Origin of the sequence: Rahnella sp. R3(2024) (assembly GCF_042920125.1) — a bacterium.
GTDB lineage: Bacteria > Pseudomonadota > Gammaproteobacteria > Enterobacterales > Enterobacteriaceae > Rahnella > Rahnella rivi.
In genome coordinates this window covers 2,005,628-2,028,491 of sequence record NZ_JBHGBU010000001.1, presented here as the reverse complement: position 1 = coordinate 2,028,491, position 22,864 = coordinate 2,005,628, and the positions used below count along the sequence as shown (strand labels likewise).

Below are 22,864 nucleotides of genomic sequence, written 5' to 3'. Positions count from 1 at the left end.
CTGCGCCAAAGAAGCATGTACACCCACAGAAACCGCCGATGCGTACCCGCACGCTGATGCTGATCGTCGGGCTGCTTACCATCAGCCTGGGTTATAGCATCACGGTCGGCTTGCTCAGCTGGCAGTCGGCCAACCAGCAGCGCGACATCGCCCGGCGTTATCTCCAGCAAACCGCCAATACCGACGGCTATCTCGCCCGTCAGAAACTCGACACCGCCCTCTATGCCGCCCGCGATCTGGTGCAAAGCATGGTAAGCCTGCGCGAAGCCGGGCATGCCGACCGCAAACTGGCCGATACCTTGCTGCAAAATGCGTTGAAAAATCACCCGGATTTTCTGTCGATGTCACTGGCCTGGGAGCCGGATGCGTTCGACGGGAAAGACGCTGACTTAGCCGCACAGGCAGGGCAGGATCCGGATGGCCGTTACGTCCGTTATGTTGACCGCGACACCAGTGGCAACGTGGTGCTGCACAACCTCACCGATTATGAAACGCCGGGCAGCGGCGATTACTATCTGCTGCCGCGCAAACTCAAAAAAGAGGTGATTCTTGAGCCGTACAGCTACCCCTACAACGGCGTGGAAACGCTGCTGACGTCGATCGCGGTACCGATCATCGTGGAGGGAAAATTCCTCGGTTCGGTCACGGCGGATTTCTCGCTGCAAACCTTGCAGACCATGGTCAACGGCATCAAACCTTATCAGGGCACCGGCTACGCGATGCTGTTTTCGCAGTCCGGCCATTATCTTTCTTCGCCAAAAAAAGATCAGGTCACGCAGAAGCTGGAAAACGATGCGCCGCTGTTGAAAAGTATTCAGACCGGCCAGCCCTACAGCAGCGAACAGCAGGATCCGGTGCTGGGTGAAAACGCCTTTGCCGAGTTTGTACCGATTCAGATTGGTGATACCGGTACACCCTGGATGCTGGGCATCGTTGCGCCGGTCAACGCGGTGATGAAGGAAAGCACGCGCCAGCTCTATTCCGCGCTGGTGCTGATGGTGCTGAGCATTGTGGTGGTGTTTGCGGTGCTCAGCATTATCTTTACCCGCAAAGTGTTGCGCCCGGTCGGCGGTGAGCCGGCAGATGCGGCGAAAATCGCGCTGACGGTGGCCGATGGCGATTTAACGCATCCGATCCTGACGCAGAAAAACGACCGCACCAGCATCTTCTTCGCGCTGCAAACCATGCAGGCGCAGTTGCGCCACGTGGTCACGGACATTATTTCCACCAGCCATGCGGTCGGCAGCGGCGCGTCGCAGATTGCGGCAGGAAATATCGATCTGGCCTCGCGCACCGAACAACAGGCGGCGGCGCTGGAAGAAACGGCGGCGAGTATGGAGCAGCTCACCGCTACCGTAAAACAGAACGCCGATAACGCGCATGTCGCCACGGAACTCACTGAAAATGCCACCACGATTGCCGGTAAAGGCGATCGCATTATGTCTGACGTTGTCGGCATTATGGGCGAAATAGACGACAGTTCCCGTCGCATTTCCGACATTACATCGGTGATTAACGGCATTGCCTTCCAGACTAACATTCTGGCGCTGAACGCGGCAGTGGAAGCTGCACGGGCAGGGGAACAGGGGCGCGGATTCGCGGTGGTGGCCTCGGAAGTGCGTAGCCTGGCGCAACGCAGCGCCGATGCGGTCAAAGAGATTTCCGCGCTGATCGCAGAATCGACCTCACGCGTCGATCACGGTGTCGGGCTGGTGAAAAATGCCGGTGAGACGATGAAAGAGATCATGAAGGCCATCACTGACGTGCGTGACATCATGAGCGAAATCGTCTCGGCGTCGGACGAACAGTCGCGCGGCATCAGCCAGGTGACGCAGGCCGTGCACGAAATGGACGGCGTCACCCAGCAAAACTCGGCGCTGGTTCAGCAGGCGTCTGCCGCCTCTGCGTCTCTCGAAGATCAGGCCCGCCGCCTGAATGAGATCGTTCAGGTGTTCCGGCTGAAATAACGCTTCACCGCCTTCTGCCTCCGGGTGGAAGGCTTTTTAACGACACACCCCGCTTTCTGCGCTATGTTTTTGTTCCTTTGTTTGATTTCTTTCAGGAGTTTGCCATGAGCCAGCCTTCGCTGATTTTGTATTCCGACGCCAATTTTTACAGCCCTTACGTGATGTCCGCTTTCGTCGCGCTGACCGAAAAAGGCATCCCCTTCGAACTGGAAAAGGTGGATCTGGCTGACGCGGAGAACCTGAAAGAAACCTATTCGGCGATTTCCGTGACCCGCCGCGTACCGACGTTAACCAACGGGAGCTTTGTGTTATCCGAATCTTCCGCGATTGATGAATATGTCGATGAGCTGTTTCCCGCCCCGACGTTTCCTGCCATTTATCCGGCTGATCCTGAAAACCGCGCCAAAGCCCGCGAAGTTCAGGCCTGGTTGCGCAGTGATCTGATGCCAATCCGCGAAGAACGGTCCACTGAAGTGGTGTTCGCTGGCGCGAAACGCCCGCCGCTGACAGCCAAAGGCCAGCAGGCCGCCGAAAAACTCTACGATGCCGCAGAGCGTTTGCTCGGTGATAAAACGAATCTGTTTGGTGAATGGAGCATTGCGGATGTGGATCTGGCGCTGATGCTGAACCGCCTGCGTCTGAACGGCGATCCGATGCCGGAAAAACTCATCGCCTATGCCCAATCGCAGTGGCAGCGCCCGTCCGTGTTGGCGTGGTTAGCGCTTTCCGCGAAATAAGATGAGTGGCGCAGTCAGATCACAGGCTGACTGCGCTAAAGACGTTTACAGTGATTTGGTCAGGAAAAAGCGGGTATGCGTGGAAGGCGCATCGTCCGGTGCGCGGGAATCGGCGATGTAATCTTCCAGCGCCATTTGCATGTGATAGCCCATGCGTTCATAGAACGGGCGCGCCTGAAAACTGAACGTATCCACCAGTGAGTAACGACAGCCCCGCGCTTTGGCCTCTTCTTCCGCTTCGGCGATCAGTTGCGTGCCGACATCTTTGCCACGCAGCGATTCATCGACCCACAGCATCTGGATGTACATCCAATTCCCGACGGTTTCCGCCACAATCCCCGCCTGTTTGTTGCCCTTCTCATCTTCCACAAAAATCCCTAACGCACGGAATTTTGATTGAGGGATAAAGTTTCTGTTGAAATTACGCAGGCCATTTTTGATCTCCTCGAGATCGCTTTCGGTCGGGGCATGGCTGAGACGGGTCTTCATGACAGGATTCCTTTTTATTCGCGTTTTATCGTGGTGAGTCGGAGTGCAGAAATGATAAATCAGAATAGTGAATCTGACCGGGGAGTGGCAATGCGCGGATAAAGAAAATCTGAAATGGAGAGGTAAATACAAAAAAAGCCTGTGGAAGTCAGACTTCCACAGGCTTTTCAGAGGGTTTTATCGCAGGAGATTATTTGTAGATTTCAGCGTCAGCGTGCAGTTTGTTGTTACCGGTCACGGAGATGATGCGGTAAGAAGAAGCACCGGCTTCTTTCGCCTGCTGTGACAGTTTGCTTTCCAGGCCGCTCAGGGTGGTTGAGTTGGCAGCGGAGATAACACCGATTTTCTGCATGTCACCGGACGGCTGATTCACCTGCTGAGCCGCGAAGCTACCGAAAGAAATCAGGGAGAGGGTTGCAGCTACAGCAAAAATTTTGACGTTTTTCATGATGTGTATTCCATTCAGGTTTATGTGAGTGAAAGGTGGTTGCCTTTCGATGGATGCATAATAAGCCTGATGCGCAGAGATGAAAAACGGATTGATTTGAGTAAGTCATTCAAAATATTTGGTCTACTTTTTACGCAATTTTACGTCCCTGTGCGGGCAACTGACGAAACCGCGATAATGCTGACGCAGACTGTAAAAACACCCTTCTTTGCTGCTGTTATCTCCTTCCTGCTGATTTTTGGCGGGTTTGTCTAAAGAGTGCTACGCTTTCAGGGTAGTATCAGAAACGGGTTGTGCGTGGGGTATGAAAGTAAACCTGCCACCCAAACCGCAGGATTTCAATCATTCTGCATTTGTTTGGCCGACTTGGCTGAACAATATTCACGGTAGCGGAAATTTATTCGGAGGAGTCGAAAATGGGAATTTTATCCTGGATCATCTTTGGTCTTATTGCAGGTATTCTGGCTAAGTGGATCATGCCGGGCAAAGATGGCGGTGGTTTCATTCTGACCGTAGTCCTGGGTGTGGTCGGTGCTGTGGTCGGGGGTTACATCAGTACTTTCTTCGGCTTTGGTCGCGTAGACGGTTTCAACTTCGGCAGCTTCGTCGTCGCGGTGATCGGTGCGATTGTCGTACTGTTTATCTACCGCAAAATCAGGAGCTAATGGTTCGCCATTACGCCTGAAAATAAAAAAAGCCGCGCATTGTCGCGGCTTTTTTGTGTCTGTGATTTACTCCACCGGTGACGTCGGCAGGCGCACGATGTCCTGATTTTCATTGCCCATCCAGTACACGCCTTCCTTCGCCCAGAACGGGCCTTCGATAAAGTCGAGCAGGTCGGAATACTCTTCATAAAACTGTTTGCCGTCGCGGTTATACACCCGCATATAGCCTGAGTAATGGCCGCCATCGCCCGGCATGGTCATGCGCGGGATAAAATCGACGGTCTTATATTCGCGCACCACATATTCTTTGTTCGGGCTCCACTGCTCGGAAATCAGTTTCCCTTGTTTCCACCACTGGTAACACCCCGCGATAACCATCACCAGCACCGCCAGTATGACCCCGCGCATACGCTGGCGTACCAGCGCTTCCTGACTTTTGATTTTGGGCATTAACATTTCCACCTGATTTGATGACACTTCACTTCCCGCACAATTCCCCCTTAACGCCCGGTTCCAGCAGATAATCGAGGCACCACTGGCAGACTTTGCCCATGCCGTCGGAGCGGGCGGCGAGGAACAGTTGTGTCGCATGTTTATGTTCCTGCATCGGTTTTTTCACCAGCCGGCCATTGTTGAGCAGCGGCAGGGCGAGGTGATGGGGCAGATAGCCGATGCCGGTATTGCGCTCGATAAGGGAAATGGCGATGGCAAAATCAGGGACGAACAAGGGTTTTTGCCCCTCGAGCAGCCACGCCTGCTGATGGGCAAAATTCACTGCCGTATCGCGAATGCACACCGCCGGATACTGCCGCAGCTCGGCGTTGGTCAGCGGTTGCATCAGCGTTGCCAGCGGATGCTGCGGGCCGACGACAAAATCCCATTCCAGCTGGCCGAGACTTTCGGTGATCACCCCTTCGCTGCCCGGCACGTTATGCGGCGCGCCAATCACCAGATCGGCCCGTTTACTGTAAAGCGCGTCCCAGCAGCCGTTGTAGACCTCAACGTTCAGCGACAGCCGCGTCGAGGGAAACGCCCGCTCAAAGGCACTGATAAAATCCACCAGCACAGGCACCGGCACGATGTTATTCACCGCGATGATAAATTCCTGCTCGACGCCTTCATGGATAAGGGCGGTGTTGCGTTTCAGGGCATCGAGATCGCTCAGAAGGGTTTTGCTGTGGCGGATAAAATAGTGCCCGGCAGGCGTCAGTTCAATGTGATTGCCTTTGCGGATAAACAGCGCCACGCCGAGGCTTTCCTCGAGCTTTTTCACGGTATAGCTGATGGCAGAAGGGACTTTGTTCAGCTGATCGGCGGCGGTGGTAATGCTCTGGTATTTCGCGACCAGATGGACGATACGAATACTTTCATCAGAAATCAGCATACAAAGGCGCTCCTGCCATAAAAAAAGGAAACCCGTCGTCATGACGGATTTCCTTAATTATGCCGTATTTTACCCTTTTCGCCGTCAGTGCTTTTGCATCCGGCTAAACAGCGCATAACACACGCAGGCCACCAGAATTGAATCCACTGACGGAATGGTGGTGAGCGTCATCATGCCTTTTACCGTCATGAAACCGACGGCGGAACCAAGCAGCCAGGCGACAAAAGTCAGTAGCTTGATTGGTGGCTCGCGGGTCAGGACCTCTGCCTGATAACCGTTGCGACGGTACAGGAAGAAATCTGCGATATAAATCCCGGCCACCGGCGGGGTGGCGATCCCTAAAAACAGCAGGAACGGGATGAACCAGGCCATGATGTCCATGCTGCCGATAATCGCCGCAAGCACGCCCAGCGCCAGCGTAATCTGCCATTTAGGGAAACGGGTCAGCAGGGTGGAAACCACCAGCGTGCCCTGGAACATATTCCCCGCATTGCCGGTGATGCAGGCAAAAATCAGCAACATCGCCGCCGGCAGCACCGCACCGAAAACAGCCATCGCCCCGAGAAGGGAACCCTGACCGCTCAGCGCACTCGGCATGGCCCCGGCCCAGTAGAGCAGCGGATACGCCACCAGAAACGCGGCTGCTGCCGCAATCAGCGCATGTTTGCGGTTATGCACAAAACTGCCGAAATCGGGCAATGTCGCGACCAGCACAATAATGGTGCCGACCACGGTAGACACCGCCACGCCGGTGTTCATCTGGCTGAGGCTGTCCGCCACCGGCGCGTGGCCGTGCATCGCCACATACAGGATGTAAACCAGCACCAGAGCAATCACCGGCACGGCGACCTGCGCGATTTTGCCGAGGACCGCAAAACCGAACGCCGTCGAAGCAACGAACACGCCGCAGCCGAGCGTCACCAGCAGCGGCACGGGCACATCCAGCCCATGCTCTGCCAGCAAATCATGGACTGAATGGCCGAACATATTGGCGGTGACCGCAATCCAGCCAAACAGGCTGACGGCCATCAGAATGTTAATCGCCACCGCGCCTTTTTCACCGAAGGCATATTTCACAATGCCGTAGGTCGGCAGGCGGGCTTTTTCACCCACGCAGATGGTAATGGCCGCCAGCAGCGTGAGAATAATTCCGCCGAGCGCCACCACGGTAATCAGCTGCGAACCTGACAACTGATTGCCCAGACTTGATGAAGAAAGCAAAACCGGTGTGACGGCAATGCCCAGTAATATCATGGCGATACGCAGGCCTGACGCCGTATTCGGTGCATTTTCTGTTTTACGCATAACCCAATCCTTTTCAGTGAAGGCCGTTCTCTCAGCGGGTGTGATGATGCCCGGTATACTGGCGCCAGCCGCCGGTTGCGGTGATGTCGGTTTGTCCTTCCACCAGCCAGGGTTCTGCCAACACGCCCAGCACTTCGCTGCCGTCCTGCAACTTCACTTTACCGATGCTCAGCCCTGCCGGTTCGCTGCTCAGCAACGCGGCGAAAGAAGCGGGCGGCAGCGCCCAGATTTCCAGGCTGACGGTGTTTCCGCCCTGCGGAATGCGGATCATCCCCGGATGGCGGTCGTTGATGGTCCACAAACGGTAATGGGCATCGGTGCTGTCTTCGCGCACGAACACGCCGCCCGCGCCGGTCATGTTCGGGTTCAGTTCCAGACCGCGCATCAGCGTGCCGTTCACTGCCAGTAAAATTGCGTTTTCCATGTTGATATCCTTATTTTAATTATGTGAAATCCAGGTGCCGGTCTGATGATTCAGGGCGGCTTTAATCGCTTCCGGGCTGGTGATCAGCCCTTTGGCGTGTTTTCCCTGTTGCTGGCTGTTGTTGATAAATTTCACGATGGCCTCGACTTTCGGCTGCATACTGCCCGCGCCAAACTGCCCTTCGCGAATAAACGTTTCGGCCTGTTCCACGCTGAGATTGCTCAGCCATTGCTGCTGCGGCGTGCCAAAATTCACGGCGACCTGCTTCACACCGGTCGGGATCAGCAGTAAATCCGCACCGAGTTGTTCCGCTAACAGCGCTGACGCCAGATCCTTATCAATCACCGCTTCCACGCCCGTCAGTTGCTGATGTTCGTCGCGTACCACCGGGATGCCGCCGCCGCCGCAGGCAATCACAATGCAGCCCTGCGCCAGCAGTGTGCTGAGGGTCTGGCGCTCCAGAATGTCGAGCGGCAGTGGCGATGGCACGGTTCTGCGCCAGCCGCGTCCGGCATCTTCGGCGATGGTCCAGCCGAGCTCCTGCTGACGCTGGCGGGCGGTCGCTTCATCCATAAATGCACCGACCGGTTTAACCGGATTTTGAAACGCCGGATCCTGCGCGCTGACCAGCGTTTGCGTCACCAGCGCCACAACCGGGCGCGAAATGCCGCGTTTTTGCAGCTCGTTCAGCAGGGCTTTCTGGAACATATAGCCAATCGCCCCCTGCGTATCGCCGACCGCGTAATCAAGCGGTACCGGCGCCACTTCACCGGCAGCCAGCTCCGAACGGCGCAGAATAAACCCGACCTGCGGGCCATTGCCATGCGTGAGCACAACGTCCCAGCCCGCTTCAATCATGTCCACAACCGGACGCACGCTCTCAATCACCGCCTGATACTGATCGGGAATACTGTTTTTGTGTTCATCGGCGATCAGGGCGTTTCCGCCGACGGCCACCACGGCTAAAGGTGTGTTCATGCCGGGATCTCCTGAGAAAGCGCCTGAAGTGCATCGGTAAAGCAGGACATCGGTGCGGTAGTGATCCCCGCGCCAATCTGGCCGACACCCGCCAGTTTGTGGGCGATACCGGTATTGATGATCGGAAGGATGGCGCGGTCGGCGACTTTACGGGCGTCGATGCCCGCCGCCGTCGGTGCGAAGTTCAGTGCAGGCAGGGTAAATGCCGGATTGCCGCCGAGGGTGATCAGCTGCATTTTGCGGCTGTTACTGGAGGCATCCGCAGGCGTGCCGCCGACAAATTTGACGATGGCCGGAGACGACGCCATCGCGAAGCCGCCGACACCGGCGGTTTCGGTGATCGCGCTGTCGCCCAGATCGGCGGCGGCATCTTCCACGCCGTAACCGGGGAAGAACAGGCCTTCTACCGGATTGGCCGGAGCCTGATACCAGCGGTCGCCGGTGCCGGAAAGACGTATGCCGAAGTTAACGCCGTTACGCGCCATCACCGTGACCATCGAGCTGTAAGGCACGTCCGCCGCCGCATCCATCATTGCCTTACAGGCCGCCATCGACAAATTGAGGAAGAAGTGATCGTTACCGGTGATAAACGCCACGCAGCGCTGAAGCTGTTCAGCGGGCAAATTGCATTCCAGCAGCGCCGGAACCAGACGCTTGATCAGCAAACCGGTGGCTGCCGCATTGCGGTTATGCACTTCATCGCCCATGTGCAGCGCCTGCGCCATCAGCGGTTTCAGTTCCATCTCACCGAGTTTTAGCACCGCCGCTTTCATCGCCGGAGCCAGCTCTTTTGCCATCCAGCGCAGACGATCCAGAACTTCTTCGTTATTGGCGCCAAAGCGTAAAACTTTGCCAAGACCTTCGTTGAAATTGCTGAATGCCAGTTTGCCGTTGGTTTTGTTTTCAATCACCCACAGCGGCATCGACGGGCTGATAATACCGGCCATCGGACCGACCGCGTGATAGTGGTGACAAGGCTCGAGCGCAATGTTGCCCGCTTCAATCATCTGCTCTGCATTCTGATGACCGGTTGCCCAGCCTTCGTAAATCACCGCGCCGATAATCGCGCCTTTCACCGGGCCGCACATGTCTTGCCAGGCGATAGGCGGGCCGGAATGCAGAATGAGTTTGCGTTCGCTCATGGCCGGAATGGCCTCGCGCGCGGCCAGCACATCCACCAGCGCCGGTTGCGCGCTGAGATAGCGGGCGAACGCCACGTCGTTAGCTTTTTCGACCAGCGGATGGCGCAGCAATTCCGCCAGACTCAGACCGGCAGCGATATCGCCCAGCGCAGGCGGCTGCCAGCTCAGCGGCACCACGTCGCCACCGGCGGTTTTCAGGTTTTCAGCAAAGCTGTTCAGACCGGCATTGACCACGCAAAGTGGCTGATTAAGTAACGTATTCATTATTTTTCTCCCTTCTTTTCTGCCTGAATGCGGGCAATCTGGCTGGCCCACAGCGCGGCCTGTGCGTTGCATTCAGCAATCACCACACCTGCCTGGCGCAATGCGTCGATCTGACGTGAACGTTGTTGCGGATCGGCTTCGGTGCCGCAGACGTGGGCGACCAGCAGCGGACGCTGATCGCGCGGATGCTGTGCGAGGATTTCCAGTAATTCCGCTGCCGGTTCTGCGGCCGCGCCATAACCGAGCACCAGATCGAACAGCAGAACGGCGGTTTGCGGATCACTGAGTTCGGCGGCAATGCGCTGATTGCGCAGCGTCGGGTCGATCATCGGGTGCGGTTTGCCACGGGTGTAATCGTCGTCGCCCATGTCGATCAGGGTGTGACCGCGGCTGCGCCACACGTCACCCGGTTTATTGTTGCCGGTAACCGGCGTATTAGATGCGGCGTGAAACCCCTGTTGCTGACAAATCAGCTGGCTTTCATAACAGAAAGTGCCTCCGGCAAAGACGCCGCGAATATCGGTGCGCGCCGCCGGTAAGGCGTGGCATTGCTCAGGGCGGATAATTTCACCGAAAGCCGTCACGGATGGCTTGCCGTCGAGCAGCGCCACTGCCTTATCGGCGGCTTCTGCGAGAGTGGTTGCCGGGAAAACGCGATCGCGGGCGATATCTGCCGCATCTGCGCCGAGGAAGTTCACCACCACCGGCTTGCCGCAGGCGCTGGCCTGTTCCAGGATGCGTTCGGCGACGGCGCGGGCCGGGGGTTTGGAAATCAGCACAATCACTTGGGTATCCGGATCGCCTGCCAGCATGTTCAGGCCGTGCAGCATGGAAATGCCGCCGATCTCTTCATGCAGGTCGTGGCCGCCGGTGCCGAGTGCCTGAGAGATCCCCGCGCCGAGATGATCCACGCGGCAGGTGACTTCCTGCACGCCGGTACCGGACGCGCCGACCACGCCGATCGCGCCACGTTTCACGACGTTAGCAAAACCCAGCGGCATCCCGTTGATGATTGCGGTGCCGCAGTCCGGCCCCATCACCAGCCGGTTCTTTTCGCGCGCCAGCGTTTTGATCTGCTTTTCCTGCGCCAGACTGACGTTATCGCTGAACAGCATCACGTTCATGTCCAGTTGCAGCGCCTTAATCGCCTCGGCGGCGGCGTAATCACCCGGCACGGAAATCAGTGCCAGATTGATGTCGGGATGGCGTTCCAGCGCCATATCCAGACTCACCAGATTTGGCGCGAAAACGCCGTCTGTGGCGGCTTCCTGCGGTTTGCTGCTGAGCAGTTCGCGCGCCAGCGTCATGGCTTCCTGACAGGCCGCTTCATCGCCTTTGACCGCAATAATCAAATCGTTTGGACCGGCTTTCATCTCCTGACCCAGACCGGCATCCGCCAGCTGCGCCAGATTGGTTTGCGTGCCCATCACCACAGAGGCCTGTTCGATACCCGGCTGTTTGCTGATGTTGGCGGAGATTTGCATCAGCGACACCGAGTCCTGATACATATTGCTGAAAACCTGAGAAATGACACTCATAACAATTACCTGTGCTTACTGCCTGTTTTTTCAGGCAAAGGGATCCCCTGCCGGCGCGCAGGGGGCAACCGGCATGAAGAGAAAAAGAGTGAGTTACAACGTGGTCTGTAGCGTGCGCATTCCGTGCAGAAGGCCTGCCAGACAGTCAGTGCCTGAACTGGCACCAAACTGCATGACGTTCTGCGCCGCGCTGCGCACTATGTCGTCGCTGGCCGGTATGGCCAGCAGCATCAGCAGGTCACAAAGCGGCTCAGAGAAATGCCCGTCCAGCGCGCGGCGCAGGTAATGCGCGCTGATATCGTTGGTGCGCGTCAGATGGCTGGCGATGATCTCCTGCATCAGCCGGTAATGTCGGGCAATGCGCGGCGCCGTCTGCCAGCGCCACAATCCGGCCAGATAACCGAGCAGATAATCGTCGCCGTCCGGCGTCAGCCCGCCGCCGAAGCCGATCAGCCGTAACACCTGAAACGTCAGCTTTTCTGTGCTGTCCTGCGCAAAAATATGCGGCTGGCGCTTCGTGCTGTCACCGCCGGGCAGCAGCATCAGTTCACTTTCCACCGGCTGCCTGATCAGCGCTTTCACCAGCGTGGCGTAGTGTTGTGGCCGCTGTTCGGGTGGCACCGGCGTTATCTGCGGCTGCCAGATTTCTGCGTGATCCAGCCCGGTTAATTCGCCGGTCATTCGCCGCCAGTCCCAGCCGTGTGGAAGCTGAACCCGGATGGCATCCGGTAAATTCGGGTAGCGGCTGGCATCGAGCAGCGTCAGTAACTGCCCGTCATCCGCCATCAGGTTCATTGCATGCTGAAAGCGGCTGTGCGCCGTCAGCGGCTGCGCGAAGCGGTCTTTAGCCAGATAGCCGAGCGAGACGACGGGCAGTTGCACGTTATGCCTTTAAGCCGTTGATGATGGCGTTCGCGTCGCTGACCCAGCCGAAAATCGCGCCCTGCGCTTTGATCATTTCCAGCGCGGATTTCTGGAATTCCGGGAAATAAGATCCGACGCAGTCCTGAGGAATAATGCATTCAAAGCCACGGTCATTGGCCTCGCGCACGGTGGTGGTGACGCACACTTCGGTAGTCACACCGCAGACAATCAGGGTTCTGATGCCGTGGTTTTGCAGCACCAGATGCAGGTCAGTCTGATAAAACGCGCCTTTGCCCGGCTTATCGATAACCGGCTCACCGGCAACCGGATACAGCTCAGGAATGATGTCGTGACCGGCTTCGCCGCGCACCAGAATGCGACCCATCGGACCGTCGGTGCCGATAAACGTCTGGCCGCCACGGGTCAGTTTAGCCGGAGGACAATCGCTCAGATCGGCGCGATGGCCTTCGCGTGTATGAATGACCAGCATTCCCTGCGCGCGGGCGGCATCCAGCACTTTTTTGCACGGCGCAATCGCCGTGCGGACTTTCGACACGTCATTGCCCAGCGCTTCGCCAAACCCGCCGGGCTCAACGAAATCGCGTTGCATATCAATCATCACTAACGCCGTCGTTTGCGGGGCAAAGGCTAACGGGAAGGGTTCTGCCTGAAATTGATGCGTAGTCATCGTTACTCTCCTGAACATCCGATGTGGGGAAAAGAAGTACCTGTGCGCAAGTATAGAGAGGCGATGAAAGGGTGACAGCGAAATGATTTTCCGGTGAGCGCCGAATATTTTGCAGCAGGATTTTTAGCCGGAAAGAAGTGTGAGTTGCCGCAAACCGCGACGGCGAGCAGCAAATGATTTGATGCTGACCCGCCGCTGGCGAGAAGTTTTTTGTTGAAGGAGTGTGATGAGTATCGGCTGACCTGAAGTTCTGTGTCAGTCGGTATTCATAAACTGGTAGCGCACTGGATTAAGCAATTTTTTAACGGCACCTTCATTTTCAGCGCGTTTGAGCCAGTCGAGAGCAACTGGATAAACACAGCCGCTCCCGGCTTGTTGTAATAATGCGGCGATCACGGTCAGCGTCCATTTTGAGTCGACGACGTCATCGATTAAAAAAACATCATCGAGATTTTGCATTGATGAAAACTGTTTACTGCCCTTTTTGAGGGTGATTATCCCTAACTTTTGAGACCGCATTTACAAAATTGGCGACGTTATAATGCAATGAGGCAGAGGCATCGTAGGAGCGGGCGGTTACGGCGTCAAAAATAGCACCTCTCGTCACGTCATTATTATTCCCATTGGCGAGTAGCGTGTTGTAATGGTTCAGCAGTAATGAATTATTAACCCCATCAATATAGGTAATGTTTGGGTTACGCAACACCCCGGGTAATTCCACCAAATCAAAGGTGCGGCCATGTTCTGCGTAGGCGGTTAGCGTACGGACTTCACCGACGGTTTCGGCAACAAAACGCTTCGATGCACCATCGCCTTAACAATGTCATTGGCGCTGGTTGGGATACCACCGTCAGTATAGTACCCGCTGTTAAAAAGGATTATTTCGCCCGGTGTATTCAAATCTTTCCGGCTCATCAGTCCGCTATCGAATCTGGCGTAGTATAATTTCCGGGTTGGATTTTAACAGTTCGAGTTCTTGATCAGCCGATATAAAGTCCATAAACATTCCTTGTTTTTAGGGGGCGTGAAAATTTTAATTAAAAATCAAAAGTTATATCTAATATTGCATCGTAATTACTATCGACACCCGTTAGGCGATAAATCAACAAAGCTTCTTTGAGTGCTAACGCAACGTCACGCATTGATCCCCTATCATTTTTTTTACAAGAAAAATAGGGGGCAAAACTCCATGAATGCTCTCTCCAATGGAGTGACCAATGTTTTTCGCCTATTTTATTCAAGTCTAAAAATACTTTTGCAATATAAACCTCGTCATCAAAAAAGAATAAAATTGTATTTAAACCAAAATCTTGAGGCTCACGTCCGCTTAAGGATATAGTCATGAGGTATATATTTTTTTCACGGTCAATTGCCCACTCTGAGCCGGGGTGTAAACCATTAGAGATCCGCTCGTCGTAACGACCGATCTGATACTTTTCAAAATCCTCTTTACTGATTTCTTCTTTGACAAAAGCCATGATGTTATCCTTTACTGATAATAAATATTGATTCACATTATGCCACTTAATATCTTCAATTCAAAAAAAAGGAAATACCAGTGATCACTATTTTTCAGAACAGAGATCGGGTGCAATTAATTTGGGGAATTAAATTGAAGGAACGACTTATTTAATATGTATTTAATCTATTGTTTAGCAGGCTACTATTTGATTTAGGTATGTAGGCGGTTATTGCGGGCATTGGCGGTACCGTACGAACTTCACCGACGGTTTCGGCAACAAAACGCTTCGATGCGCCATCGCCTGAACAATGCCATTGGCGCTGGTTGGGATACCACCGTCAGTATAGTACCCACTGTTAAAAAGGATTATTTCGCCCGGTGTATTCAAATCTTTCCGGCTCATCAGTCCGCTATCGAATCTGGCGTAGTATAATTTCCGGGTTGGATTTTAACTGTTCGAGTGCTTGATTAGCCGATATAAAGTCCATAAACATTCCTTGTTTTTAGGGGGGCGTGAAAATTTTAATTAAAAATCAAAAGTTATATCTAATATTGCATCGTAATTACTATCGACACCCGTTAGGCGATAAATCAACAAAGCTTCTTTGAGTGCTAATGCAACGTCACGCATTGATCCCCTATCATTTTTATTACAAGAGAAATAGGGAACAGTATGCCATGAATGCTGTCTCCAATGGAGTGACCAATGTTTTTCGCCTATTTTATTCAAGTCTAAAAATACTTTTGCAATATAAACCTCGCCATCAAAAAAGAATAAAATTGTATTTAAGCCAAAGTATTCAGGCTCACGTTCGCTTAGGGAAATGATCATGAGGTATATATTTCTTTCACGGTCAATTGCCCAGTCGTCACCAGGGCGAAAGCCAGCAGGGATCCGCTCGCGGTAACGCCCAATCTGATACTTCTCAAAATCCTCTTTACTGATTTCTTCTTTGACAAAAGCCATGATGTTATCCTTAACTGATAATAAATATTGATTCACATTATGCCACTTAATATCTTCAATTCAAAAAAGGAAATGCCAGTAATCACTATTTTTCAGAACAGAGATCGGGTGCAATTAATTTGAGGGATTAAATTGAAGGAATGACTTATTTAATATGTATTTAATCTATTGTTTAGCAGGCTACTATTTGATTTAGGTATGTAGGCGGTTATTGCGGGCATTGGCGGTACCGTACGAACTTCACCGACGGTTTCGGCAACAAAACGCTTCGATGCGCCATCGCCTGAACAATGCCATTGGCGCTGGTTGGGAGACCACCGTCAGTATAGTACCCACTGTAAAGAAGGGTTATTTCGCCGGTGTATTCATATCTACCCGGCTTATTAGGCCGCGTATCGAATCTGGCGTAGTATAATTTTCCGGGTTGGATTTTAACAGTTCGAGTGCTTGATCAGCCGATATAAAGTCCATAAACATTCCTTGTTTTTAGGGAGGTAAAAATTTTAATTAGAAATCAAAAGTAATATCTAATATTGCATCGTAATTGCTATCGACACCTCTTAGACGATAAACCAACAGTGCTTCTTTAAGTGCTAATGCAACGTCACGCATTGATCCCCTATCATTTTTATTACAAGAGAAATAGGGAACAGTACGCCATGAATGCTGTCTCCAATGGAGTGACCAATGTTTTTCGCCTATTTTATTTAAGTCTAAAAATATGTTTGCAATGTAAACATCGCCATCAAAAAAGAATAAAATTGTATTTAAACCAAAGTATTCAGGTTCACGCCCGCTGATGGAAATGATCATGAGGTATATATTTCTTTCACGGTCAACTGCCCACTCTGAGCCGGGGTGAAAACCATTGGAAATCCGCTCGTCGTAACGACCGATCTGATACTTCTCAAAATCCTCTTTACTGATTTCTTCTTTAAAAAAAGCCATGGTTTCACTTCCTGTGCAAAAGGTTTTTTCTGTACCTTTTAATATCCAATGGTTGCTGATATTACAATATAATTCACTATGTTTTTATTATTAGATGATCTGGCTCAATTTGCTCTCCATATTTATTAGATTAATACGTAATTGATCATGCAGAGAAGTTATTATTTAGCATGTTAATTTTAGTTTTGAATATGTATTTGAAGGCTGATGGATACGGAACTCAGTTATTATCAGCCAAAATTAATAATGGGTGCAATCCAAAGAAGAGTTAAATCGCCACCAGCCCCCGCACACCGTCGGCCTCCATTTCCTCTCCGCGACCGCGTTTGACGATGCTGCCGCGCGACATCACCAGATAGCTGTCGGCCAGTTCGGCGGCGAAATCGTAGAATTGTTCGACCAGCAGGATCGCCATGTCGCCACGGGCGGCGAGCTGTTTAATCACCGCACCGATTTCTTTGATCACCGATGGCTGAATGCCTTCGGTCGGTTCGTCGAGGATCAGCAGGTTCGGTTTGCAGGCCAGCGCGCGGCCAATCGCCAGCTGTTGTTGCTGGCCGCCGGACAAATCCCCGCCGCGTCGGTGTTTCATTTCCAGCAGGATCGGGAATAGATGGTAGATTTCATCCGGCACCTGCTTTGCCTGGCTGCCGGAAAAACGCGACAGACCCATCAGCAGATTTTCTTCGACGGTCAGGCGCGGAAAAATGTCGCGTCCCTGCGGGACGTAGGCAATTCCCGCCTGCACGCGCTGGTGCGGTTTGCGGGAATTGATCACCTGATTTTGCCAGCTGATGGTGCCGGATTTCGCCGGGATCAGCCCCATCAGGCATTTCAGCAACGTGGTTTTGCCGACGCCGTTGCGCCCGAGCAGGCACGTCACTTCGCCGATTTTTGCCTCAAAAGACAGGCCGCGCAGAATATGGCTGCCGCCGTAAAACTGATTCAGTTCATTTACCTGCAACATATTGCGATTCCTCAGCGCCCTAAATACACGTCGATAACCTGCTCGTTGGCCTGCACGTCGCGCAGTGAACCTTCGGCCAGCACCTGCCCCTGATGGAGCACCGTCACGTGGTCGGCGATGGTTTCCACAAACCCCATATCGTGCTCGACCACCATCAGCGAATGTTTGCCCGCCAGCTGTTTGAACAGCTCGGCGGTGTATTCGGTTTCGGCATCGGTCATGCCCGCCGCCGGTTCGTCGAGCAGTAATAAATGCGGCTCCTGCACCAGCAGCATGCCGATCTCCAGAAACTGTTTCTGACCGTGGGACAGCAACCCCGCCGGGCGATGGCGTTCCGCCGCCAGACGCAGCGTGCCCAGCATTTCATCAATGCGGTCGCGCTGTTCGCTGTTCATTTTGGCGCGCAGGCACGCCCATACCGATTTATTGGTTTTCTGCGCGATCTCCAGATTTTCGAACACCGTCAGCGCTTCAAACACCGTCGGTTTCTGGAATTTCCGCCCGATGCCGGACTGCGCGATGCGCACCGGATCAAGCTTCGTCAGATCGGTGCGCTGATCGTAATAAACGCGGCCGCTTTGCGGTTTGGTTTTGCCGGTGATCACGTCCATCAGCGTGGTTTTCCCTGCGCCGTTCGGGCCGATCACGCAGCGCAGTTCGCCAACGCCGATGTTGAGCGACAAATTGGTCAGCGCCTTAAATCCGTCAAAACTGACGTTGATGTTTTCCAGCTGCAAAATCGGGTCGGTCTGCGCGCGGTGGCGGTCCGCCAGGTGCGGCTGGGTAAACAGGTCTTCGGTCATGGTCATCGGGCTCATCAGGATTTCCTCTTACGCAGCAGGCCAATCACGCCTTGCGGCAGGAACAGCGTCACCAGAATAAACATGCCGCCGAGGACAAATTGCCAGTATTCGGGAATGGCGACGGTGAACCAGCTTTTCGCGCCATTAACGATGCCTGCGCCGATAACCGGACCGATCAGCGTGCCGCGCCCGCCGAGTGCCACCCAGATGGCGGCTTCGATGGAGTTGGTCGGTGACATTTCGCTGGGGTTAATAATCCCGACCTGCGGCACGTACAGCGCGCCCGCCAGACCGCACAGCATGGCGGAAATCGTCCAGACGAACAGCTTAAAACCCTTCGGATCGTAGCCGCAGAAAATCAGCCGGTTTTCGGCGTCGCGCACTGCCGTCAGCACGCGGCCATATTTACTGCGCGCCAGCGCGAATCCGAGCGCGAGGCTGGCGACCAGCACCACAACCGTCGCCAGAAATAATCCCACGCGCGTGCCGGTGGCGGTGACCTGAAAGCCGAGCAGGGTGGTAAAACCGGTGAAGCCGTTATTGCCGCCGAAGCCGGTTTCATTGCGGAAAAACAGCAACATACCGGCGTAAGTCAGCGCCTGCGTCATGATCGAAAAGTACACGCCTTTGATTTTCGAACGGAAGGCGAAATAGCCGAACACAAACGCCAGCGCGCCCGGCACCAGTACGATCAGGCACAGCGCCCACGCAAAATGCTGGGTGCCGGCCCAGAACCACGGCAGTTCGGTCCACGACAGAAACGACATAAAGTCCGGCAGCCCGCTGCCTGCGGCCTGGCGCATCAAATACATGCCCATCGCGTAGCCGCCGAGGGCGAAAAACAGCCCGTGACCGAGCGATAACAAACCGGCGTAGCCCCAGACCAGATCGAGTGCGATCGCGACGATCGCATAACAGAGGATCTTGCCGACCAGCGTCAGCGTGTAAGTGGAGATCGCCAGCGGGTTGCTGGCGGGCAGCAGCGCCAGAAACGGCATCACAATCAGGAGGATGAGCACCAGCGTGCCCACCGAAATCGCAATCTTCGGCGCTTTTTGTACGCCGGTAATCGTCAGCGGCTGGCTCATCAGTCAATCACCCTGCCTTTGAAGGCGAAGAGTCCCTGCGGACGTTTCTGGATAAACAGGATTATCAGCGCGAGGATCAGGATTTTCCCCAGTACCGCGCCGATTTCCGGCTCAAGAATTTTGTTCACAATGCCCAGACCAAAGGCCGCCACCACGGTGCCAGCCAGTTGCCCGACGCCGCCGAGCACCACGACTAAGAAGGAATCGATGATGTAGCCCTGACCGAGTTCCGGCCCGACGTTACTCAGCTGCGACAGCGCGACGCCGCCCAGACCGGCGATACCGGAGCCGAGGCCGAATGCCAGCATATCGACGCGGCCGGTCGGCACGCCGCAGCAGGCCGCCATCGCACGGTTTTGCGTCACCGCGCGCACGTTCATGCCGAGCCGCGTTTTATTGAGCAGCAGCCAGGTCAGACCGAGCACCAGCAAGACGAAGATGATCACCGCGATGCGGTTGTACGGCAGCACCAGATTGGGCAGGAGCTGAATGCCGCCGGAGAGCCAGCCGGGATTCGCCACTTCGACGTTTTGCGCGCCAAACAGCACGCGCACGCCCTGGATAAGGATCAGGCTGATGCCCCACGTCGCCAGCAGGGTTTCCAGCGGACGGCCATATAAATGGCGGATGACGGTGCGCTCCAGCGCCATACCCATTCCCGCGGTGATGAAAAAAGCCACCGGCAGCGCGACCAGCGGATACAGCGCCAGCAGCCCCGGCGCGTAGTGCTGAAACAGCGATTGCACCATGTAGGTCGAGTAAGAGCCGAGCATTAACATTTCGCCGTGCGCCATGTTAATCACGCCCAGCAAACCGTAAGTGATCGCCAGACCGAGCGCGGCGAGCAGCAGAATTGAGCCGAGAGACAAGCCGGTAAACGCCTGACCCAGTAAATCGCCGATCAGCAGACGATGCTGCACCGCTTTCAGGCTGGTGAGCGCGGCGTTACGCACTGTGGCATCTGGCTCAGTTTTCGGATCGGTCAGACTTTGCAGACGGCCTTGTGTATCCGGATCGCCCGAGGTGCCGAGCAGCTCAACGGCTTTCAGGCGCACCTGCGGGCTGGCGTCGGCGAGCTGTAAATTCGCCAGCGCGATGGAAAGGGCATCGTGCACCGTGCTGTCTTTTTCCAGCTCAAGACGACGGGTCAGCAGCGGCAACTGATCGGCCTGCGCGTCGCGCTGTAAGGCTTTGGCGGCCTGCAAACGAACGGTGCTGTCGGTGCTCACCAGACGGTGCGCGGAAAGTGCATTGGCGATCAAAATTCGCAGGCGGTTGTTCAGCCAGACTTTTTTGGCTTCGCCCTGGGGTTTAACGTCGCCTTCCAGCGGCGTCAGCTGATCGCCATTCTGTGTGAACGCGTGTTTCGCTTCGTCGATGACGACGTTTTCCTGCTTCAGCGCCTCGAGCAGCGGCAACCTTTCCGGCTGCGGATCTGCCGCCCATTGCTGCAATAACGTGGCCTGCTGGCTGCGGCTGGCGGCAGCAAAATCGTTGGCCGGACCGGCGTGAACAAGCCATGGCAGGCAGCCAAGCAGGAAAAACAGAGATCGAAGTAAAGTTTTCATCATGTTTTCGCCATAAAAGTAATACCTCTGGGAGCGCGGGCTTGCAGCCTAAGACCGTGGGCCTGCAGCCCACACCCGCCAAGACCTTGGGCTCGCCGCCCAAACTGGCCCAAAGGAGGCATAAACGTGCCTCCTTTGGAATCCTGCGTTTTTTCTCTGAGGCACCGACAGCTTCGCGCCATGCAGGCACCGTGTGCCAGAGGCTCCCGTTCTCGCCGCAAAATCCCGCCGCTACGCGGTGCCTTCGCTGCGGGATTCCAACCCGCGCAAAAAGACGCGCGGTTTTCCACCTCTTGCTCAGCGGAATTTTTGAGCGCGGCCTGGAGGCTATGTAAGTCAAAAGAAAACAGCAGCCCAAACTGCTTTTGACCTTAAAAATGCCTCAAAGGCGCATTCAAAACGACGCGCGGTTTTCCACCTCTTGCTCAGCGGAATTTTTGAGTGCGGCCTGGAGGCTATGTAAGTCAAAAGAAAACAGCAGCCCAAACTGCTTTTGACCTTAAAAATGCCTCAAAGGCGCTTTCAAAACGACGTCGAATGAACGGTGAGAAACCGCTCGGGTCTTTTTCCGGGCGGGTCCGAACCTGAAATGAGAGCACCGCGTAGCGGCGGCGTTTGCGCCGTGAACGAAAGCTCCTGAAACACGTTCCCTGCCAACAGCGATAGCCGTCGGTGTCACAACCAAAAAGGCGCGGGATGTCCAGAAGGGGCGCGCCTTGGCGCTCCTTCTGGGCAGGTGTGGGCTGCAAGCCCGCGGTCTTAGGCAGTTTGGACGCCAAGCCCAAAGTCTTAGCGGGTGTGGGCTGCAAGCCCACGGTGTTAGCGGGCCTGGGCTCCGATCCCTAATTAGTCGTTTTCACCGGGGTATCTGGCTTCTTATCGTTCCCAACGATGTAAGGACTCCACGGCTGGGCGCGGACCGGTTTGTCGGTCTGCCAGACCACGTTGAACTGACCGTTGGATTCGATTTCGCCGATCATCACCGGTTTGTGCAGGTGGTGGTTGGTTTTATCCATGGTCAGCGTGAATCCGGACGGGGCGGCGAAGGTCTGGCCGGCCATGGCGGCGCGGACTTTATCCACGTCCGTCGTACCGGCTTTTTCTACCGCCTGCGCCCACATATGGATGCCGACGTAGGTCGCTTCCATCGGGTCGTTGGTCACCGCGTTATCGGCGTTAGGCAGTTTGTGAGCCCTGGCGTACGCCTTCCATTCGGCAACGAATTTCTTGTTGGTCGGGTTATCGACGGACTGGAAGTAGTTCCACGCCGCGAGGTCACCAACCAGCGGTTTGGTGTCGATGCCGCGCAGTTCTTCTTCACCAACCGAGAATGCCACCACCGGCACGTCGGTCGCTTTCACGCCCTGATTCGCCAGCTCTTTGTAGAACGGCACATTGGAATCGCCGTTGATGGTGGAGATCACCGCCGTTTTGCCGCCTGCGGAGAATTTCTTAATGTTGGAAACGATGGTCTGATAATCGCTGTAACCGAACGGCGTATAGACTTCTTCGATGTCGCTGTCTTTCACGCCTTTGGAATGGAGGAAGGCGCGCAGAATTTTGTTGGTGGTGCGCGGATAAACGTAGTCGGTGCCGAGCAGGAAGAAGCGTTTGGCGGCGCCGCCGTCTTCACTCATCAGATATTCCACCGCCGGAATGGCCTGCTGGTTAGGCGCGGCGCCGGTGTAGAACACGTTTGGCGACATCTCTTCGCCTTCGTACTGCACCGGATAGAACAGCAGACCGTTCAGCTCTTCAAACACCGGCAGCACGGATTTGCGCGATACCGACGTCCAGCAGCCAAACACCACCGCGACTTTATCCTGCGTCAGCAACTGACGGGCTTTTTCGGCGAACAGCGGCCAGTTAGAGGCCGGATCAACCACCACCGGTTCCAGCTTTTTGCCGAGCACGCCGCCTTTGGCGTTGATGTCGTCAATGGTCATCAGCGCGATGTCTTTCAGCGGCGTTTCTGAAATCGCCATGGTGCCGGAAAGGGAATGCATGATCCCGATTTTGATGGTGTCGGCTGCCTGCGCGCTCCAGGCTAACCCCATGCTGACTACGGTGGCGGACAGAGCAAAGGCTTTAATAAAACGTCGACGTTGCATAGATGTACCCTCGAAATGAAAAGATGATTAAGAGAACGCTGGTATGTAGAAAGTCGA

The 22,864-nt window shown here is 54.8% G+C and carries 23 protein-coding genes; 3 read left to right on the top strand and 20 right to left on the bottom strand.

What is annotated here, in order from left to right:
• Nucleotides 1-38: 38 nt before the first annotated feature.
• Together ABSH60_RS09200 and yfcF are read left to right on the top strand one after the other, a co-directional pair.
• The gene (locus tag ABSH60_RS09200) at nucleotides 39-1,967 is read left to right on the top strand and encodes a methyl-accepting chemotaxis protein (RefSeq protein ID WP_390975716.1); all 1,929 of its coding nucleotides are present in this window, start codon (nucleotides 39-41) and stop codon (nucleotides 1,965-1,967) included.
• Between the two features lie 104 nt (nucleotides 1,968-2,071).
• Nucleotides 2,072-2,704 carry a glutathione transferase gene (yfcF, locus tag ABSH60_RS09195; RefSeq protein WP_056775806.1) on the top strand — a complete coding sequence of 211 codons (633 nt, stop codon included), beginning with the start codon at nucleotides 2,072-2,074 and terminating at the stop codon, nucleotides 2,702-2,704.
• A gap of 45 nt (nucleotides 2,705-2,749) precedes the next feature.
• Here the strand turns inward: yfcF and ABSH60_RS09190 are convergent, their stop codons facing one another.
• Nucleotides 2,750-3,193 (bottom strand): GNAT family N-acetyltransferase, encoded by a 444-nt coding sequence (locus ABSH60_RS09190; RefSeq protein ID WP_390973669.1) that lies wholly within the window; start codon nucleotides 3,191-3,193, stop codon nucleotides 2,750-2,752.
• A 190-nt stretch (nucleotides 3,194-3,383) separates the two neighbouring features.
• Complete coding sequence (locus ABSH60_RS09185) at nucleotides 3,384-3,641, bottom strand: YdgH/BhsA/McbA-like domain containing protein (protein ID WP_056775800.1); 258 nt, start codon at nucleotides 3,639-3,641, stop codon at nucleotides 3,384-3,386.
• A gap of 416 nt (nucleotides 3,642-4,057) precedes the next feature.
• On the opposite strand from ABSH60_RS09185, the gene ABSH60_RS09180 reads away from it, so the two are divergent.
• Nucleotides 4,058-4,306: a GlsB/YeaQ/YmgE family stress response membrane protein gene (locus ABSH60_RS09180; protein WP_056775793.1), complete on the top strand. Its 249-nt coding sequence runs from the start codon at nucleotides 4,058-4,060 to the stop codon at nucleotides 4,304-4,306.
• A gap of 66 nt (nucleotides 4,307-4,372) precedes the next feature.
• Here ABSH60_RS09180 and ABSH60_RS09175 read toward each other — a convergent pair whose 3' ends face one another.
• The 18 genes from ABSH60_RS09175 to urtA form a co-directional block, all read right to left on the bottom strand.
• Complete coding sequence (locus ABSH60_RS09175) at nucleotides 4,373-4,756, bottom strand: hypothetical protein (RefSeq protein WP_136375840.1); 384 nt, start codon at nucleotides 4,754-4,756, stop codon at nucleotides 4,373-4,375.
• Between the two features lie 28 nt (nucleotides 4,757-4,784).
• Nucleotides 4,785-5,690 carry a LysR substrate-binding domain-containing protein gene (locus ABSH60_RS09170; RefSeq protein ID WP_056777160.1) on the bottom strand — a complete coding sequence of 302 codons (906 nt, stop codon included), beginning with the start codon at nucleotides 5,688-5,690 and terminating at the stop codon, nucleotides 4,785-4,787.
• 84 nt (nucleotides 5,691-5,774) lie between these two features.
• Complete coding sequence (locus tag ABSH60_RS09165) at nucleotides 5,775-6,995, bottom strand: cytosine permease (protein WP_390973666.1); 1,221 nt, start codon at nucleotides 6,993-6,995, stop codon at nucleotides 5,775-5,777.
• Between the two features lie 31 nt (nucleotides 6,996-7,026).
• Nucleotides 7,027-7,419, bottom strand: coding sequence for a glutamyl-tRNA amidotransferase (locus tag ABSH60_RS09160; protein WP_390973664.1), 393 nt, complete (start codon nucleotides 7,417-7,419; stop codon nucleotides 7,027-7,029).
• Nucleotides 7,420-7,434: 15 nt separating this feature from the next.
• Complete coding sequence (arcC, locus tag ABSH60_RS09155; protein WP_183849882.1) at nucleotides 7,435-8,397, bottom strand: carbamate kinase; 963 nt, start codon at nucleotides 8,395-8,397, stop codon at nucleotides 7,435-7,437.
• The gene (locus tag ABSH60_RS09150; protein ID WP_122097182.1) at nucleotides 8,394-9,803 is read right to left on the bottom strand and encodes a DUF1116 domain-containing protein; all 1,410 of its coding nucleotides are present in this window, start codon (nucleotides 9,801-9,803) and stop codon (nucleotides 8,394-8,396) included. Before ABSH60_RS09150 ends, arcC begins: the two co-directional genes overlap by 4 nt.
• Nucleotides 9,803-11,341: an acyl-CoA synthetase FdrA gene (fdrA, locus tag ABSH60_RS09145; RefSeq protein ID WP_390973661.1), complete on the bottom strand. Its 1,539-nt coding sequence runs from the start codon at nucleotides 11,339-11,341 to the stop codon at nucleotides 9,803-9,805. Before fdrA ends, ABSH60_RS09150 begins: the two co-directional genes overlap by 1 nt.
• A gap of 93 nt (nucleotides 11,342-11,434) precedes the next feature.
• Nucleotides 11,435-12,223: a DUF2877 domain-containing protein gene (locus tag ABSH60_RS09140; RefSeq protein WP_390973659.1), complete on the bottom strand. Its 789-nt coding sequence runs from the start codon at nucleotides 12,221-12,223 to the stop codon at nucleotides 11,435-11,437.
• Nucleotide 12,224: 1 nt separating this feature from the next.
• Nucleotides 12,225-12,893 carry an isochorismatase family protein gene (locus ABSH60_RS09135; protein WP_390973658.1) on the bottom strand — a complete coding sequence of 223 codons (669 nt, stop codon included), beginning with the start codon at nucleotides 12,891-12,893 and terminating at the stop codon, nucleotides 12,225-12,227.
• A 255-nt stretch (nucleotides 12,894-13,148) separates the two neighbouring features.
• A complete protein-coding gene (locus ABSH60_RS09130) occupies nucleotides 13,149-13,352 on the bottom strand; it encodes a hypothetical protein (protein WP_390973656.1) in 204 nt (67 codons plus the stop codon).
• Between the two features lie 578 nt (nucleotides 13,353-13,930).
• Nucleotides 13,931-14,371, bottom strand: coding sequence for a hypothetical protein (locus ABSH60_RS09125; protein ID WP_390973654.1), 441 nt, complete (start codon nucleotides 14,369-14,371; stop codon nucleotides 13,931-13,933).
• A gap of 510 nt (nucleotides 14,372-14,881) precedes the next feature.
• Nucleotides 14,882-15,322, bottom strand: a complete 441-nt coding sequence (locus ABSH60_RS09120) for a hypothetical protein (protein WP_390973652.1) — start codon at nucleotides 15,320-15,322, stop codon at nucleotides 14,882-14,884.
• Between the two features lie 507 nt (nucleotides 15,323-15,829).
• Complete coding sequence (locus ABSH60_RS09115; RefSeq protein ID WP_390973650.1) at nucleotides 15,830-16,270, bottom strand: hypothetical protein; 441 nt, start codon at nucleotides 16,268-16,270, stop codon at nucleotides 15,830-15,832.
• Nucleotides 16,271-16,538: 268 nt separating this feature from the next.
• Nucleotides 16,539-17,237: an urea ABC transporter ATP-binding subunit UrtE gene (urtE, locus tag ABSH60_RS09110; RefSeq protein WP_390973648.1), complete on the bottom strand. Its 699-nt coding sequence runs from the start codon at nucleotides 17,235-17,237 to the stop codon at nucleotides 16,539-16,541.
• A gap of 11 nt (nucleotides 17,238-17,248) precedes the next feature.
• Nucleotides 17,249-18,046, bottom strand: coding sequence for an urea ABC transporter ATP-binding protein UrtD (urtD, locus tag ABSH60_RS09105; RefSeq protein WP_056777157.1), 798 nt, complete (start codon nucleotides 18,044-18,046; stop codon nucleotides 17,249-17,251).
• Nucleotides 18,047-18,054: 8 nt separating this feature from the next.
• Complete coding sequence (gene urtC / locus ABSH60_RS09100; protein WP_056775771.1) at nucleotides 18,055-19,128, bottom strand: urea ABC transporter permease subunit UrtC; 1,074 nt, start codon at nucleotides 19,126-19,128, stop codon at nucleotides 18,055-18,057.
• Nucleotides 19,128-20,696 carry an urea ABC transporter permease subunit UrtB gene (gene urtB, locus ABSH60_RS09095; protein WP_122097581.1) on the bottom strand — a complete coding sequence of 523 codons (1,569 nt, stop codon included), beginning with the start codon at nucleotides 20,694-20,696 and terminating at the stop codon, nucleotides 19,128-19,130. Before urtB ends, urtC begins: the two co-directional genes overlap by 1 nt.
• A gap of 842 nt (nucleotides 20,697-21,538) precedes the next feature.
• Nucleotides 21,539-22,807, bottom strand: a complete 1,269-nt coding sequence (gene urtA / locus ABSH60_RS09090) for an urea ABC transporter substrate-binding protein (protein WP_056775768.1) — start codon at nucleotides 22,805-22,807, stop codon at nucleotides 21,539-21,541.
• Between the last annotated feature and the right edge of the window lie 57 nt (nucleotides 22,808-22,864).

Excerpts from the sequence above, each read along its gene's own strand:
- urtD (WP_056777157.1), bottom strand. The coding sequence starts at position 18,046 with ATGACCATGACCGAAGACCTGTTTACCCAGCCGCACCTGGCGGACCGC.
- urtE (WP_390973648.1), bottom strand. The coding sequence starts at position 17,237 with ATGTTGCAGGTAAATGAACTGAATCAGTTTTACGGCGGCAGCCATATT.
- urtA (WP_056775768.1), bottom strand. The coding sequence starts at position 22,807 with ATGCAACGTCGACGTTTTATTAAAGCCTTTGCTCTGTCCGCCACCGTA.
- urtC (WP_056775771.1), bottom strand. The coding sequence starts at position 19,128 with ATGAGCCAGCCGCTGACGATTACCGGCGTACAAAAAGCGCCGAAGATT.
- ABSH60_RS09200 (WP_390975716.1), top strand. The coding sequence starts at position 39 with ATGCGTACCCGCACGCTGATGCTGATCGTCGGGCTGCTTACCATCAGC.
- ABSH60_RS09190 (WP_390973669.1), bottom strand. The coding sequence starts at position 3,193 with ATGAAGACCCGTCTCAGCCATGCCCCGACCGAAAGCGATCTCGAGGAG.
- ABSH60_RS09150 (WP_122097182.1), bottom strand. The coding sequence starts at position 9,803 with ATGAATACGTTACTTAATCAGCCACTTTGCGTGGTCAATGCCGGTCTG.
- ABSH60_RS09165 (WP_390973666.1), bottom strand. The coding sequence starts at position 6,995 with ATGCGTAAAACAGAAAATGCACCGAATACGGCGTCAGGCCTGCGTATC.
- ABSH60_RS09120 (WP_390973652.1), bottom strand. The coding sequence starts at position 15,322 with ATGGCTTTTGTCAAAGAAGAAATCAGTAAAGAGGATTTTGAGAAGTAT.
- urtB (WP_122097581.1), bottom strand. The coding sequence starts at position 20,696 with ATGAAAACTTTACTTCGATCTCTGTTTTTCCTGCTTGGCTGCCTGCCA.
- ABSH60_RS09135 (WP_390973658.1), bottom strand. The coding sequence starts at position 12,893 with ATGACTACGCATCAATTTCAGGCAGAACCCTTCCCGTTAGCCTTTGCC.
- ABSH60_RS09185 (WP_056775800.1), bottom strand. The coding sequence starts at position 3,641 with ATGAAAAACGTCAAAATTTTTGCTGTAGCTGCAACCCTCTCCCTGATT.
- ABSH60_RS09170 (WP_056777160.1), bottom strand. The coding sequence starts at position 5,690 with ATGCTGATTTCTGATGAAAGTATTCGTATCGTCCATCTGGTCGCGAAA.
- yfcF (WP_056775806.1), top strand. The coding sequence starts at position 2,072 with ATGAGCCAGCCTTCGCTGATTTTGTATTCCGACGCCAATTTTTACAGC.
- ABSH60_RS09115 (WP_390973650.1), bottom strand. The coding sequence starts at position 16,270 with ATGGCTTTTTTTAAAGAAGAAATCAGTAAAGAGGATTTTGAGAAGTAT.
- ABSH60_RS09125 (WP_390973654.1), bottom strand. The coding sequence starts at position 14,371 with ATGGCTTTTGTCAAAGAAGAAATCAGTAAAGAGGATTTTGAAAAGTAT.
- arcC (WP_183849882.1), bottom strand. The coding sequence starts at position 8,397 with ATGAACACACCTTTAGCCGTGGTGGCCGTCGGCGGAAACGCCCTGATC.
- fdrA (WP_390973661.1), bottom strand. The coding sequence starts at position 11,341 with ATGAGTGTCATTTCTCAGGTTTTCAGCAATATGTATCAGGACTCGGTG.
- ABSH60_RS09160 (WP_390973664.1), bottom strand. The coding sequence starts at position 7,419 with ATGGAAAACGCAATTTTACTGGCAGTGAACGGCACGCTGATGCGCGGT.
- ABSH60_RS09175 (WP_136375840.1), bottom strand. The coding sequence starts at position 4,756 with ATGCCCAAAATCAAAAGTCAGGAAGCGCTGGTACGCCAGCGTATGCGC.
- ABSH60_RS09180 (WP_056775793.1), top strand. The coding sequence starts at position 4,058 with ATGGGAATTTTATCCTGGATCATCTTTGGTCTTATTGCAGGTATTCTG.
- ABSH60_RS09130 (WP_390973656.1), bottom strand. The coding sequence starts at position 13,352 with ATGCAAAATCTCGATGATGTTTTTTTAATCGATGACGTCGTCGACTCA.